The organism is Chloracidobacterium sp., assembly GCA_016716305.1.
Classification (GTDB): Bacteria; Acidobacteriota; Blastocatellia; order Pyrinomonadales; family Pyrinomonadaceae; genus OLB17.
Map to the genome: position 1 here is coordinate 3099619 of JADJWP010000002.1, position 14873 is coordinate 3114491.

The 14873-nt window shown below is 53.6% G+C and carries 13 protein-coding genes and 1 riboswitch; of the genes, 7 read left to right on the plus strand and 6 right to left on the minus strand.

Annotated features, from left to right (window positions below):
- Window positions 1-128 precede the first annotated feature (128 nt).
- From IPM28_16090 to IPM28_16100, 3 genes are all read left to right on the plus strand, one after another.
- Window positions 129-2774, plus strand: coding sequence for an SMC family ATPase (locus IPM28_16090; protein ID MBK9174504.1), 2646 nt, complete (start codon window positions 129-131; stop codon window positions 2772-2774).
- Window positions 2771-3229, plus strand: coding sequence for a ribonuclease HI (locus IPM28_16095; protein MBK9174505.1), 459 nt, complete (start codon window positions 2771-2773; stop codon window positions 3227-3229). The genes IPM28_16090 and IPM28_16095 overlap by 4 nt, the downstream gene beginning before the upstream one ends.
- A 94-nt stretch (window positions 3230-3323) precedes the next feature.
- The gene (locus tag IPM28_16100; GenBank protein ID MBK9174506.1) at window positions 3324-5285 is read left to right on the plus strand and encodes a hypothetical protein; all 1962 of its coding nucleotides are present in this window, start codon (window positions 3324-3326) and stop codon (window positions 5283-5285) included.
- Window positions 5286-5306: 21 nt separating this feature from the next.
- On the opposite strand, the gene IPM28_16105 is transcribed toward IPM28_16100, so the two are convergent.
- The 6 genes from IPM28_16105 to IPM28_16130 form a co-directional block, all read right to left on the minus strand.
- Window positions 5307-6221, minus strand: a complete 915-nt coding sequence (locus tag IPM28_16105) for a 50S ribosomal protein L11 methyltransferase (protein MBK9174507.1) — start codon at window positions 6219-6221, stop codon at window positions 5307-5309.
- Window positions 6218-6550 carry a DMT family protein gene (locus IPM28_16110; GenBank protein MBK9174508.1) on the minus strand — a complete coding sequence of 111 codons (333 nt, stop codon included), beginning with the start codon at window positions 6548-6550 and terminating at the stop codon, window positions 6218-6220. The genes IPM28_16105 and IPM28_16110 overlap by 4 nt, the downstream gene beginning before the upstream one ends.
- Window positions 6547-7446: a GTPase Era gene (era, locus tag IPM28_16115; GenBank protein ID MBK9174509.1), complete on the minus strand. Its 900-nt coding sequence runs from the start codon at window positions 7444-7446 to the stop codon at window positions 6547-6549. The genes IPM28_16110 and era overlap by 4 nt, the downstream gene beginning before the upstream one ends.
- An 80-nt stretch (window positions 7447-7526) precedes the next feature.
- A complete protein-coding gene (locus IPM28_16120) occupies window positions 7527-9314 on the minus strand; it encodes a hypothetical protein (protein ID MBK9174510.1) in 1788 nt (595 codons plus the stop codon).
- 147 nt (window positions 9315-9461) lie between these two features.
- Entirely contained in the window at window positions 9462-9809 is a 348-nt protein-coding gene (locus IPM28_16125; protein MBK9174511.1) for an STAS domain-containing protein, read from the minus strand.
- 85 nt (window positions 9810-9894) lie between these two features.
- Window positions 9895-10281 (minus strand): ATP-binding protein, encoded by a 387-nt coding sequence (locus tag IPM28_16130; protein MBK9174512.1) that lies wholly within the window; start codon window positions 10279-10281, stop codon window positions 9895-9897.
- 103 nt (window positions 10282-10384) lie between these two features.
- Here IPM28_16130 and aroA point away from each other — a divergent pair, with 103 nt between their 5' ends.
- The 4 genes from aroA (at window position 10385) to IPM28_16150 (ending at window position 14806) form a co-directional block, all read left to right on the plus strand.
- Entirely contained in the window at window positions 10385-11680 is a 1296-nt protein-coding gene (gene aroA, locus IPM28_16135) for a 3-phosphoshikimate 1-carboxyvinyltransferase (GenBank protein ID MBK9174513.1), read from the plus strand.
- A 94-nt stretch (window positions 11681-11774) separates the two neighbouring features.
- A riboswitch (cobalamin riboswitch) is annotated at window positions 11775-11914 on the plus strand.
- Between the two features lie 116 nt (window positions 11915-12030).
- Entirely contained in the window at window positions 12031-12975 is a 945-nt protein-coding gene (locus IPM28_16140) for a cobalamin-binding protein (protein MBK9174514.1), read from the plus strand.
- 45 nt (window positions 12976-13020) lie between these two features.
- The gene (locus IPM28_16145; protein MBK9174515.1) at window positions 13021-13971 is read left to right on the plus strand and encodes an iron ABC transporter permease; all 951 of its coding nucleotides are present in this window, start codon (window positions 13021-13023) and stop codon (window positions 13969-13971) included.
- Window positions 13972-14035: 64 nt separating this feature from the next.
- The gene (locus IPM28_16150) at window positions 14036-14806 is read left to right on the plus strand and encodes an ABC transporter ATP-binding protein (protein MBK9174516.1); all 771 of its coding nucleotides are present in this window, start codon (window positions 14036-14038) and stop codon (window positions 14804-14806) included.
- Window positions 14807-14873: the final 67 nt, after the last annotated feature.

Consider the following 14873-nt stretch of genomic DNA (forward strand, 5'->3'; position numbering starts at 1 on the left):
AACTGCGTGATCGATGTCAAAGCCCCAAGCTTCGATCATATTCAGCGGCCATTCTTTAGCTTTCGTCTCTATTGTCCTAAAATCTAGTGTATCCGACATAGAGTGTTTTCACGAACAGCTTCGAAAGAATGCATATAACAAAGATCGAACTTGAGAATATTAAGTCTCACGTTGATTCTAAATTCGAGTTTTCCCGCGGCTCGACCGCGATAACCGGCCCGAACGGTGCCGGAAAGACCACGCTTATCGAAGCGGTCGCGTGGACCTTGTTCGACCTGCTCGACTACAAGAAGGATGACTTTGTTCGTCGAGGAGCGAAGAAAGGCGTCGCCCGGGTTAGATTTGAAAGCGGCCTCGATGAGCGTGAGTACACGGTCTATCGCGATACGGGAACCGGATACTATGTTTACGATCCGGGATTGAAGATCCGTATCGCCGACAAGAAGGAGGAGGTGCTGCGTTTTCTCTGGAATCACCTCGGCGTCGAACCCGGAACCGATCTCCAGTCGCTATTCAAACAAGCTATTGGCGTACCGCAGGGTACGTTGACAGCGATATTTCTTGCTACTACAGCAGATCGCAAACGCACGTTTGACGCCCTTCTCAAGGTCGAGGAATACAGACGCGGAGCCGACGAACTCCTTAAGACACAGCGCGTCGTTGAAAGCCAGATCTCTCTTGTTCGGGAAAAGATCGCTCGTTCAGAGGGCGAGTTGAACCGGCTCGATGCGGTAAAGGAAGAGAGCCGGATGGCCTCTGCTGAAGCTGCAAGATTTGTCTCGGAACAGGAGGCGATAGCGGCCGCGGTTGCCGAGAAAGCGAGTTCTGTCGCTTCGATGGATGAACGTGAGGCTGCCCTCGCCGAACTTGCATCGGAACTCCAAGCCGTTTCGAATGAGAAATTACGGATCGAGGCCGCCGTCGAGCAAAAGCGATCGGAGTTTGAAGAGTCGAAACTCGCCGCGGCAAAGATCGAAATGGTCCGAGATGATGCCGGCAGGCATATCGCGGCGTTGGGCCGCTTGCAGGAGTTAGAACGCGAACGTGCTGAAAGAGACCGCCTCAAGACAGAATTGCTAAAGGTAGAGAATGCAGAAGCTGCGGTTCGGGCGGAGGAGCGCCACATTCGGCTTCAAATGGCGGCGATCGAGAATTCGCACAAAGAGATCGTTTTACTTCGGCCACTTGTCGATGAACAGACCCAGGCTGAAAAAGAGATAGCGGAGTTGCGAAGCAAGCAAGCGAATCTCCGGTTTCGGTTGGATCAGGCCGCTGAACTTGAAGAAAAGCTCAAGGCCCTTCGCTCAGCCTTTGCTCAAAACAAGGCGGCCCTGGAACAAGCAGTGGCCGCGAAGGCGACCGCCGCGATGCTTCCGGAACAGCAGAGAAGGCAGGCCCTGATCGTTACCGAACTTGCAAATCTGCGAGCCGGACTTGAACGCGATGAGCGATTCCAGAGCGAAATAAAGAACGGGTTGTGCCCGATCCTTTCGGAAAAATGTCTGAATTTGAAAGAAGGGCAGACGCTTGAAGGGTTTGTTAAGACGAAATTCGAAGATGTTCGTGAAAGGATCAAGGTGCTCGAAACCGAACATTTGCAGCTAGATCGTGAACTTACGGTTTCGCGCGATGCCGAACGCGTCGCAGTTCGGGTCTCGTCACTCGAAGAAAGAGCTGTCGAGATCGAAGCCGAGGGAAAACGCCTTAGAAGCGAGCTCGATGCGATCGCGATCGCAGGTGATGAAAACGCGGCTCTCGACGCGACGCTGCGTGATGCCGAAGAGCGGCTTCAGAGCCTCGACGATCCGCGCGGCCGGATATCGATTCTTGAGCGTGACGCTGGTAAAGAGACGGAAGTTCGCGAAACTGTGACCAAGATCGAAAGCAACATCGAACGTCTCGAAAACGATCGGCGATTATTGGTCGAGCAGCTTGACGATTTCAAAGAACTGGACAAAAACCTGGCCGGCACGATCATCACCAGAGACTCGACCTCAGAAGCGCATCGAACCTTTTTGGTTTTCGAGTCGCTGGCCAAGGACCTAGAAGCGAGAAAGGCCAACCTCGACAAAGCGAATGCTGATCACCATGCGATAATGGAAAGGATCCGAGCGATCGAAGCCGACGTAGAATCGGCGAAAGGATCATACGACAGGGAGGTCCATCGCGCCGAGAAAGAGCGGCTTGCGGCCATGCGTCTTGCACAGGCCGAGATCGGTGTGCGTCTTGAGAATGCGGTTCGACGTCAAAACGAGATCAGGGCCGAAATGGACCGGCTTGAGCAGATAAAGGTCGAACTTGGCGACGTTATGAAGGAACGCGATCGTCTTGAAGGCGTTTTGGGCCTGACCGTTTTCATCCGTGATACCTTAAAGGAAGTCGCTCCGCTGGTCGCTCGAAACTATGTATTCCACGTTTCGCATGAAGCTAACCAGTTGTTTCGCGAGATCACCGGGAGCGCTGAAAGGACGCTAAAATGGGCTGACGATTACGGTATAGTCTTGGAAGAAGGCGGCTACGAGCGGCCGTTTCAGAGTCTTTCCGGCGGCGAGCAGATGGCGGCGGCATTGTCGGTCCGGTTGGCACTGCTGAAACAGCTTTCGGACATTCGCATCGCTTTCTTCGACGAACCAACGACGAACATGGACGCCGAACGCCGCGAAAATCTGGCACAGCAGATCGGGCAGATCACATTTTTTGACCAGCTTTTTGTAATTTCGCATGACGACACATTCGAAGGGTATATGGATCACGAAATAAGGGTGGGCGAGTGAAGCAAGTCACTATTGTTTGCGACGGTTCGAGCCTCGGCAACGGAAAGGGGAATCCGCGTGCGGCGGCTGTTGCTGTACTTGGCTTCAAAGGCTATTGGAAAGCGGTCGGCGAATATCTCGGGAGTGCAACGAACCAACAGTCTGAGATCGCCGCCGCAGCGATCGGTCTTGAGAATCTGAAAGAACCTTGTAAGGTGAAATTGCTCTCAGATTCGAAATATGTAGTTGAAACAATGGGCGGAACCTGGAAGCGCAAGACCAATCACGAATGGTGGTCTCGGCTCGACAAGGCAGCCGCAAAACATACGATCGAATGGGAATGGGTCAAAGGCCATTCCGGCCATGAGATCCAGGAAGTTGCCGACACGGCGGCCAGAAAGATCGCGAAGGACGGAAAGGTCGACCGCGAACTCCTCGACGAACTCGTCCTCAGTATCGGTGTACTTGAAGTTTGACGGCGACATCTTCGCTTTGCCGCCTTCGATCAGCTGGATGAACTTTGTTCCACGTATTACAAATTTCTGCATGCGTTCATCGCTTTTGCCAATAATGTCGAGACGCCTGTACGTGATCTGTCAGGTCATTGTCTTTTTTGCATTCACATCGCCGTTCGTATTGGCACAACGCGGTGCCAACGGTTGGGTTTGGCAAAACCCCTTACCCCAGGGAAATCCATTATCTGCCATCCACTTTTCAAAAGACCGGACGTTCGGTCTGGCCGTCGGTGCCGACAATTCGATCCTAACGACAGAAAACGGCGGATTTGAATGGCGGATGAATTCGGTTTTGGGCGGAGTGAATTACAACGGCGTATTCGTACGTAATGGCAAGAACGCGATCGTCGTTGGCGTTCGCGGTGCAGTACTCATCACCGATAATTCGGGAAAGGACTGGAAACCAGTCGATTCCGGAACTCGGGATCATCTTCTCGACGTAGCCTTTGCCGGCCCAAACAACACCGTCGGGTGGGCGGTCGGCACCTATGGACGGGTCATCAAGACCACAGACGGCGGCGAGACATGGAGCTTGCAAAAAACCGGGTCTCGAAACGACCTTGCATCGGTCACAGCGTTTGATGCCGCGAACGCGGCGGCCGGAGGTTCAGCCGGGACGTTCCTTCTCACAAGCAATGGCGGGGCAACATGGAAAAGCTCGGCCCCGTGCGGGGTAGCCGCAGTGAATGCGATCCAGTTTCTTACAGCAAGTGAGATCGTAATTGCGGGCCAAGCCGGATGTGTTGCCCGCACGGTGGATGGCGGAGCGACCTGGAGCCGGATCGAGATATTCTCGCGCGGCGACCTTCTTTCGATGTGTTTTTCTGATGGGCGAAACGGGTCGATGACGGATTCGAACGGTCTTGTCTGGATAACCGGTGACGGCGGCCGCACCTGGCTTCCATTTAACGTGCGTACGAATCCTAAACTTGTTTCCGTACATTTTGCCGATCAGTTCACCGGTTGGGCGGTCGGCGAAAATGGCCTTATCGTCCGCACCGACGACGGCGGATATAGCTGGCAGCGGTTAACACAGGGCGGCCGTGAAGATGTGAACGACCTTGCGTTCTTAAACAACGAACTCGGTGTCGCCGTCGGGTCGAACGGCCGGATCTGGATCACGAACGATGCCGGCAAAATGTGGCTCCCTGTGTTTTCGAATACGGCCTCAAACCTTAACGCGGTTCACTTCTTTGACGGTCAAAGGGGTTGGATCGTTGGTGACAGAGGTGTCGTTCTGCGTACGATCAACGGTGGGGCAAGTTGGGGGCAGGGAATATCCGGAGTGACGGAAGACCTTCTCGGAGTTCACTTTGTCACCGACCGACTCGGTTTTGCTGTCGGTGCAGCCGGTTTGATCCTGAAGACGACGTCTGCGGGAGCGTACTGGGAACGTGTTGAATCGGGAACGCGATCCTGGCTCGAAGACATCGAGTTTCTTGATGATAAGCATGCTGTTGCTGTCGGCGACAAGGGGACGATAATTCGCACCCTGAACGGCGGCCAAACATGGGCAAGCGTGAGGACGAACGTCGCTGAAGATCTCTTTTCGGCCAGCTTTAACGATGATCGGATCGGATTTGCCGTCGGAGCCAACGGTATTGTCTTAAGTACCGCGGACGGCGGTGCAACGTGGACAGACAATGAAACACCGATCCGAGCAAATCTCTTTGCAGTGACCGCTTTAGGCAAGGATTCGGCGATCGCGGTCGGTGAGCAGGGAACGATCATTCTGACGGAAGATGGCGGCCGTTCATGGAAGAGCCAGCGGAATATTACCGGCAAGGTGATGCAGGCGGTCGTTTACCGCGGCGGACAGAACGTTTGGATCGCAGGCCGCGGAGGCTCGATATTAAAGCGAACCGAGCAGCTGTCTCCTGCTGACATCGCGTCACCTCGAATCCCGCCCGTGCTACGATCGCTACCGCGAAGCCGACCGACAATCCGTGAACCGATGATCACCATCACCGATGACGGCGACATTCCCGTCGCGGTTCCTCAAACGAAGAACAACTAGTTTCTGATCAGTTCAGGGTTTTTATGATGCGGCAGTTGGGCGTGCGACCCGGATCAGTACCGATATCCACTCTCCTGCTCGTCCGACCTCCGCGGCTGAAAATCCCCGCTCGGACAGAGCACCGATGATCTCGGATTCTTGAGTCACGAGTATACCGGATAATAACAACGTCTTTTTTGCTCGAGCAATAAGCAGGTCAAGCAGCGGCACGATCACGTCCAGCGTCAGATTTGCGCACACAAAGTCGGCGGGAAGGGTCGAATCTGAGATCGAGCCGACAAAGAGGTCTATATTCTCGCCGACGCCATTAAGCGCCGAATTCTCGCGGGCGATCGCGATAGAATCGACATCGGTATCGCACGCGACAATTGTTCCGATGCGACCGCCGCCATTCGAACGTCGCTGCAGCAGAGCGACTCCGATCGCAAGAATTCCGGTGCCTGTACCGACATCCAGGAATGTGTCCCGCTTATCGATATTGGCCTCGATCGCGCGCAAACAAAGCTGTGTGGTTTCGTGGGTGCCGGTTCCGAAGGCCATGTTCGGTTCGATGCGGATCAAGATCTTTGACGTGTCATCGACCGTTTCCCACGAAGGTGCGATGATAAATCCGCCGACTTTCGTCGGTCGCCAGTGCTTTTTCCATTCAAGCAGCCAATCGGTCTGTTCGACGTCGCTCTTGGCAATACCGGACACGACGTCTTCACCAAAGCCGTAGGCCTCCAGAGCAAACCTAACCTCAGCGTCGATGACGTCGCTTTCGGGCAACTCGGAAAAATAACCAGCAACAATTACCGTGTCGGCGTGCGCATTACCCAGTCGGTTGATCGCCGTACCCGAAGCGTCAAGCGAATTGAACGCAAATTCGATCGCCTCGGCCGCTTCAGCACTTACTGAAACCTCGATGGAATGCCATTTTTCAGCGCTCTTGGTCATTTAATAAATGCGAAGAAAACAGCTCCGATCAGAAATGCGTATGAGACAAAATGGTTCCATTTGAGGGTCTCGCCGAAGAGCAGGAATGCGATGATCGTAAAGACCACAAGCGTGATCGCTTCCTGCAGTATCTTTAATTGCGTAACGCTCATCACTTCAGACCCGATCCGATTCGCAGGCACCTGAAACGCGTATTCGAACAACGCGAGTCCCCAACTCAATATCACTGCCATCCATAACGGGCTTTGTTTGAATTTGAGATGGCCATACCATGCCAACGTCATGAAGACGTTCGAGATAACCAACAATAAAATGGTTGTTGCAGTCATTCCATGATCCCCATTTCGTCAAGTTCTCTTTCCTTATTTCGCCAGTCGTCGACGACCTTTACGAACAACTGCAGGTGGACGTGGCGCCCTAAGAGGGTTTCGATATCACGGCGGGCATCTATGCCGATCTGTTTCAGTTTCGAAGCTCCTTTGCCGATCACGATCGCCTTCTGTGAAACGCGTTCAACGTAGATCGCGCAAAATATCTTGAGCTGTTCCGGGTCGCTTTCGTCCCATCGTTCTGTGATGACCGCTGTAACGTAAGGCAGTTCCTCGCCCGTTGTCCTAAGTATCTTTTCGCGCACCATTTCAGCGACGATGTTTCGCAATGGCTGGTCGGTAAGCTCGTCTTCATTAAATAGAGGTTCGCCTTCCGGCAAATGCTTGATGATGTTATCAAGCAGTTCGCTGACCGCCTGGCCTTTCAACGCAGAAACCGGAATGATCTCAGCGAAATCAAATTCTAGTGAATAAAATTCTATGAGCGGAAGAAGTTTGCCTTTTTCTTTGACCTTATCGATCTTATTCAGAACGAGGACGGCGGGCTTTGCTGCGGCCTTAATGAGATCGAGGACAAACCTATCGCCGTTGCCGGTGGAGACACTTGCGTCACGCATCAAAACAACAAGATCGACAGAGAGTATAGCGTCATGAACCGCCGACATCATTCGCCTATTCAGCAAAAATCCGGGCTTGTGAACGCCGGGCGTATCTACGAAGACGATCTGCCCCTCGTCTGTCGTAACAATTCCTTTGATCTTGTGTCGGGTCGTCTGGGGCTTGTTCGAAACGGCGGCGATCTTTTCACCGACGAGGCGGTTGAGCAGTGTGGACTTGCCGGCGTTCGGGCGGCCGATAAGCGCGACGAGCCCGCTTCGAAAGTTCTTTGGAGACATCGGTTAGACGTTATCAGAACGCATCCGAAAACGTAAGAGCCTAAAGCGGTTCTTTTGTCAGGGTCACCGAGAAGCGCGGGTCATTGGTTCTTTATGAGCCGGCCTTTTGCAGCGACCGCTTCATTGAACGCTCCGCCCGGCACGTCACCGATCTTTATTGCCGCTTCGTAAATGCCAAGTGCATACGAGTTCTCGTTGTAATACTCGTAGATCTTGCCCAGGGCCACATAGGAAAGAGATACCAGGGCCGAATCGATCCGCTGTACCGTCGCGATCCTAAGTACGTTCTCATAGGCTACCTTTGCTTCAAGCAGTTTCGCCTTTTGCTTATCATCTTCGGCGATGTTTTCAGCTGAAAGGCTGGCGACACGGCCGATGTTGTAATAGATACGAGCCTCACCGGGGTTCTTCTCGAGAAGCGCTTTAAGATCCGTCTCTGCCTGTTTGTAATTCTTCGCGTTTATCGTTTCCTGTATCTCGATCAGCCGGCTTGTTATCGGGTTCTCGATCACGGCCGTCGTTCCGGTGATTTTGCGGCCTTCGCGAGCTGCAAGAGCGCGGTTTCGTGCCGCTGCATATTGTTCCAGCCGGCCGGTCTCTTTCGCCGGATCAAAGGAAAGCAGCATCTCACGCATGGACGCAGCAATATCGAAGCCCGAGTCCTCGATACCTTTCAGTTGTTCGGAAAAATAGAAAACGAGGATCGCACCCTTTTCGTAATCTTCCGACAGCCGAAGGGCAGTTTCGTCCACAAAACCACGCTTTTGTTCATCCAGTTCTCGTGAAACAGCGCGACGTTCGTCGTCTGTCTTCATCTGGGCGATCTTTTGGCGAGCCTGTGCGGTCGCGATCTCGATCCGTTCGCGTTCGAGCTGTTTCGAATCGATAGCGGCAACCAGAGACCTTGAGATCGTTAGGTATATATCGGGTGAGATCGATGGATTTGTCTTTCGCCGTTCATCAAGCAATTTTTTCACGGCTTCGCGGATCGTACCGATCTCTTTTGAGTTGCTGAGTATTATCGGATCGATGATGAACTGCAGGTAGCCGCGCCTGACCTCAGAGAATCCGATATCGGTGTCCGGCGGTAAGATGACGTAATAGTCGTCCTTGATATTTACAAAATTGACCGTAGCAGCAGGAGCAAGCATTTCCGGCACAATGAAAAACCGCCGCTCGCGCTCGCGGGTTACGATGTTCGATATGCGCCCATCTTTGCTTCCAGACTTCTGGGTCTCGGTCCTGATCTTCTCGGAAAAATATAACTGCGGCTTTGTTTGAAGATATGTGAGAAGTTCACTGACCATTTCCCGCGCCGAACTTCGAAGCCGGCCGTCTGCCACCGCGAGATAAGATCTTGCATAATCGTTAGAATTGCCCGAGAAACTTGACCGGCGATAAAAATCCCTTACAAGCGGCGCGAAATCGAGGACGTCAAGCAGCGACCCGGGAAGATCGGAGGTAACGACCGGATCGGCGAGGTCGGGGTAGGCTGACAATGTGTAAGCCATTGAGATAAAGGGTGCGACGAGTTCGGAATCGGTCGCCATTGGCCGGCTCCGCTTATAGCGAAGGACGAACGACGAAATGCGGTCTCGAAGTTCGGGGTTCAAAGCTGCAAGATCGCTTCTAAGCTGGTCCCGGAACCTGCTTCCCTCTGCCGACAAAGGCGAGTTGATGACCGGGACTGATTCGCCCGCTGCGTTTGTCGTTCTTGCTGCATCAAGTGTAGCTAAAACGATCATGACCCGTTTGTCCGGCTCTATTCGTACACCATGGTTCGTGAGATCGAAACCAGTGGGGACGTTTTGACCGACGATAATACCGGAAAACGCGAAAAGTGCCGCAATAATAACTGACTTTTTCATCTGCTTACGATACGGAACCGGCTCGGTACAAAGGAAATAAGATGATTATCGTCCAAACCGAGATGTATGCAACCCAAACAATTAAAGGATAAAGGAACGATAATGTCCCTTTATCCTTAATCGAAATACGAAAAGCCCGAGTTCCAGCTATTCAAAACTCGCCAATGCGTCGGCCTCGGCCTCATAAACATCGAATACCGTGAGGAGTTTGGTGATCGCCAGCAGATCCTGGATCTTTTGGGTCAGATTCAGCAGCTTAAGCGTCCCACCTTCCTTGTTGACAGCGGTGAAGCTCGAGACAAGTTCGCCGATACCGCTCGAATCGATGTAACCGACGGATCCGAGATTCAGAAGGATCTTGCTTTTGCCTTCTCCAAGAAGACGGCGGATCGCCGTTCGCAATGCGACACTTCCTTCACCGATCGTAACCTTACCGTCAAGATCAAGGATCGTGACGTCGCCGGCCTGGCGTTCCGAAATATTGATATCAGACATTTTTATCTCCTCAGTTTATGTGAAATTGCGTTGAAAGCAGATTTTAGACCAACACATTGGCATTTGTCCAAGAAACGATGACTTTTCAATGTTTCTTGATCATTCTTACGACCATCCCTCCACCTTCGTGGTTCGTCCATTCGACAACGTCCATGAAGGACTTCATAAAAAGTATGCCTCTGCCGTTGGCTTTTAGCAGATTTGCGGGATCAGTAGGGTCGGGTATCTCATCGATATCGAACCCGGGGCCAAAATCACGTACCGTAACCTCAAATCCGTCGTCCGTGTTTTCGAACTTGACCTCGACAGTCTTGGTCTCGTCAAATTTATTGCCGTGCTTAACGGCATTTGCGACCGATTCGCGAACTGCGAGATCGATAGCAGAGAGATATTCGTCGCCAAGGCCGATCTCGATCGCAAACGTCTCGGCCTTCAATGCGGCTTCATCGACGGACTCAATCCGGCTCGGCAATGTAAGTTCTTTGGTCTCAGTCACAATACTGTAGAAGTAAGGTATAGGTTTGTTGCGATCTATGTCAAGACAACGGTGAGTGAATAGTTCTACAATCAATGCGATGAGATTAGGTCGAGCTAAATCGATACGCGGCGAGGCGGTTCTGCCCGGTGATAAATCGATCTCGCATCGGGCAGCCATGATGGCGTCGATCGCTGAGGGAGAATCGCAGATCAAAGGTTTTGCCGAGAGTGCTGACTGTGCTTCGACGCTGAAATGCCTAATGCAGTTAGGCGTCGGTATCGAACGAGATGGAAATGACGTGAGGATCAGGGGCAAGGGCAAGGGCGGATATCTACGTTCTGAAGCATCCCTCGATTGCGGCAATAGCGGGACGACCATGCGTTTGCTCGCCGGTCTGCTGGCGGGGCACGATCTTGAGAGTGTCTTGATCGGCGACGAATCGTTGAGCCGCCGCCCGATGCGTCGGATAATCGATCCGCTCAAGCAAATGGGTGCAGCGATCGAAAGCAGCGGTGAGATGCCACCGCTCACGATCATAGGCAGGAGGGAGCTTTTGCCGATCGACTACGAAATGCCTGTAGCGTCGGCGCAATTGAAGTCATGTATTCTGTTTGCAGGCTTGTATACAAGCGGCACCACTACGGTCTTTGAACCCACGCCTACAAGAGATCACACCGAAAGGATGCTTGATTTCTTTGGAGCAAGCATTTCCAGCAGTTCGACTGACCGCGGACGGCGGATATCAATAGACGGTGCATCTCTGCTTACGTCCCGCGAGATCAACGTGCCTTCGGATATTTCATCTGCCGCGTTTTTTGTCGCGGCGGCATCTTGTCTGCCCGGTTCCGAGCTTCGCCTTTCCGGAGTCGGCCTAAACCCAACACGCACGGCGTTTGTCGACGTCCTTAGTTCAATGGGCGCCGAGATCAGGATCAGCAACCAACGAATCGCTTCCAATGAACCGATCGGTGATATTACGGTGGTTCCCTTCGATCCCAAGGAAATGCGGGAATGCATTTTGGCTGGGCCGGTCATTGGGAATCTAATTGATGAGATACCGATCCTCGCGATCGTTGGAACTCAGATCGAAGGCGGTCTCGAAGTTCGGGATGCGGCCGAACTAAGGATAAAAGAATCTGACCGGATCGCTTCTATCGTCGCGAATCTTAGGAAAATGGGGGCAAAGATCGATGAGTTCGATGATGGCTTCCGCGTTTTCCGCTCGGAGCTTAAAGGTGCAGTGGTCGATTCGTTTGGCGATCACCGAATAGCGATGGCTTTTGCCGTTGCCGCGCTTATTGCGGAAGGTGAGACGGAGATATTGAATTCTGAATGTGTCGACGTTTCATTTCCCGGATTCTTCGACACACTGCGTTCAATAACCTTAACGTAGGGATGTGAAAGCGACGGCTATGATTCGTTAGCTTCAACTTATACCAATTTGACATCGACCGGCCCGAGGGTAATAATCGCTCACTTGTTCTTTTACATTCTTAAGCGTTTCAGGTGTCGTTTTTTCACGAAACGGCAAAATAGGGAAGTCGGGTGCAAATCCCGCGCGATCGCGTCACTGTAAATCGATCATTTCGATAGAGCCAGAATACCTGCCTGCTGCGTTTTTGCCGATAGGATGTTTCGCGTCAAAACATCGGAGGCAAACACGGTATCAATGGTGCCCTGTTTTCACGTCCCGATCGTTTGGGATGATGAAAACAGGGCATTTGCTTTTTGTCCGACAAACAGATGAAACAAGATGACCGAGAGCAAAGATCACGAATAACGAAGCGGGATCATGCGAGACAACGGTTCGCTGTCACAGCATCATTTGCTGTGGTCTTAGCGGCCGTTCTGTTCGGCTGCTCGAAGACCGCCGAGGTGACGAAACACGCCGTCTTTCGGGTGGTTGAAGACGATCTTGGGCGTGCCGTAAACCTGCCGCCAGCCGTTGAACGTGCGGTCTCGCTGGCGCCCAGCATAACGGAATCGGTTTTTGCTGCCGGTGCCGGCGACAGGCTTGTCGGCGTGACGACCTACTGCAATTTCCCGGCGGAGGCGGCATCGATCCGTAGGGTCGGCGATACCCAAACGCCCAATATCGAGAATATTCTCGCTCTGAAGCCGCAAGTGGTTCTGGTTTCCACGGATTCTCAGCTTGAGGCATTTACCGCGATCTTACAGCAGCAAAACATTTCGGTCTTTGTGCTTGATGTGCGCGGTCTCGATGGGGTTCCGCGAAGCCTTCGTCAATTGGGTTCGATATTTGGCAGCGAGACCGCAGCCGACAAAGCAGCGACCGAACTTGAACGGCGAATTGAGACGGTTGCGGGTTTGCGCAAGGCCAATGTCGCGCCGCGTGTTTTTCTTCAGATCTCAAAGGAACCACTATTCACCATCGGACGCGGCTCATTTCTGACCGAGGTAATTGAACGTGCAGGCGGCGTCTCGGTCACAAAGGATGTCGAGAGTTCATATCCGAAGTTGAGTAAAGAGTCTGCGGCAGCATTGGACCCGGAAGTGATCATCCTCTCCGAAAGCGAGGATAATATGGAGCCAAATGAGGTTCTCAGAAACTCGCCGGCGTTCAAGAACGGCCGCATTTATCGGATCAACGCTGATGTTATCTCGCGCCCGGGGCCGAGACTAGTCGATGCTCTGGAAACGATCGCAGAGGCTCTGGGCCGTGAATAGACCGATCGTCAACGGAATGTCTAAAAACGTTACGGAGAGAAAAGATTGAATCGCAGGATAGGAACCTGGTTACTGCTAATTGCTTCGCTTGGGTCTGTGCTAGCGCTGGCTGTCTCCATCGGCGCCGAGCGATTCTCGGTTTTCAGTCTATCCGAAGAACACAGAGCGATACTTTTCCAGATCCGTCTACCGCGAGTTCTTCTCGGAGCGTGTGTCGGAGCGAGCCTGGCCGTGGCAGGCGCATCGCTTCAGGCTTTGCTGAGAAATCCGCTGGCCGAGCCGTACCTCCTCGGAGTCTCCAATGGGGCCGCATTAGGAACGCTCCTCGCATTCGTTTTCCTTGATGGACTCGGGTTCGCCCGGCCGCTCCTGGCTTTCGGCGGCGCGGCGGTTGCGACCATTGCGGTTTACCAAATGGCCCGAAGTCGGGCGGGAATGAACGTCGAACGCCTTGTTTTGTCGGGCGTTATTATTACCACATTCTTATCATCGATCATCGTATTGTTGACAAGTCTGCTCGATGCGGCCCGCCTTCGCGGTTATACGTTTTGGCTATTAGGCGATCTTTCACAGGCGACATTCGACGGATTTTATCTGACCCTTGTGGCATCGACGGTCGGAACGATAGTTCTCGCATCGCAAGCTCGTGCGCTCAACCTGATGATGATCGGCGAACGCGACGCATTTGACCATGGCGTCGAGGTCGGCCGCGTTCGGATCATTGTTTTCGGGGCGGCGAGTGTGCTGGTCGGCACCTCGGTCGCGGCGAGCGGTTCGGTCGGCTACGTTGGGCTTATCGTGCCGCATATCGTTCGGCTCGTTGTCGGGACCGACAACCGTCTCGTGGTGCCGATGTCCGCCTTTGCCGGTGCGATCTTCGTGGTGCTTGCCGATACGATCGCCCGGACGGCGATCGCCCCGCGGGAACTTCCGGTCGGAGCGATTACGGCATTGATCGGCGCTCCACTATTTATCTTTTTGTTGAAGCGATCGTAAGACACCTTTTTTCGTTTGATCGGTAATTAGTAATTGGACAATTACTAACGAGTTGGTTCTGAAAATGCTCGAAGCTCGCACTATCTCAGTTCGTTACGGCCCGTGCGATGTGCTTCGCGAGGTTTCGCTGAGCCTTGGCGAGGGTCGGCTGCTGGCGTTGCTCGGGCCGAATGGCGCAGGCAAGACGACTTTGCTCAAGGCACTCAATGGCACGCTGCGGGCGGACAAGGGAAGCGTCTTGCTCGATGGCCGTCCGCTCTCGGAGCTTTCGCGGCAAGAGGCGGCAAGGCGGGTCGCGGTCGTCGCGCAGGAGAACGAGACGAAGTTTCCCGTAACGGTGCTTGATTTTGTGCTTTCGGGGCGATTCGCCCACGGTGGAGCGTTTGGCTGGGAGCGCGCAGAGGACGTCGCGGTCGCCGAGCGGGCGCTTGCCGAGTGCGACCTGCAGAATTACGCCATGCGATTGATGAATCAGCTTTCGGGCGGCGAGCGGCAGCGGGTCGTGCTCGCCCGGGCGCTTGCGACCGAGGCGAAAATTCTCTTGCTCGATGAGCCGACGGCCAATCTTGACCTCGCCCATCAGGCGATGATCTTCCGGCTCGTCCGCGGGCGGTGCGACGCCGAGGGCTTTGCGGCGGTCGTGATAACCCACGACCTGAATCTCGCCGCCGAGTTTGCCGACGAGCTTGTTTTGCTGCATCGCGGCGGGCTTTTCGCGGCCGGAGCGGCGGAAGAGGTGCTCAGCGAGGCGAATATCGCCGAGGTTTTCGGCGTCAGCTCGCTCCGCGACCGAAATCCGGCAACCGGAAAGGTGCGAATTACGCCGATTTTTTGAAATACGGGCCTTGAAGACGGTTGTCTGGTGGTCTCGGACGGTTGTCTGAGGGTCGGCGGCAATTGTC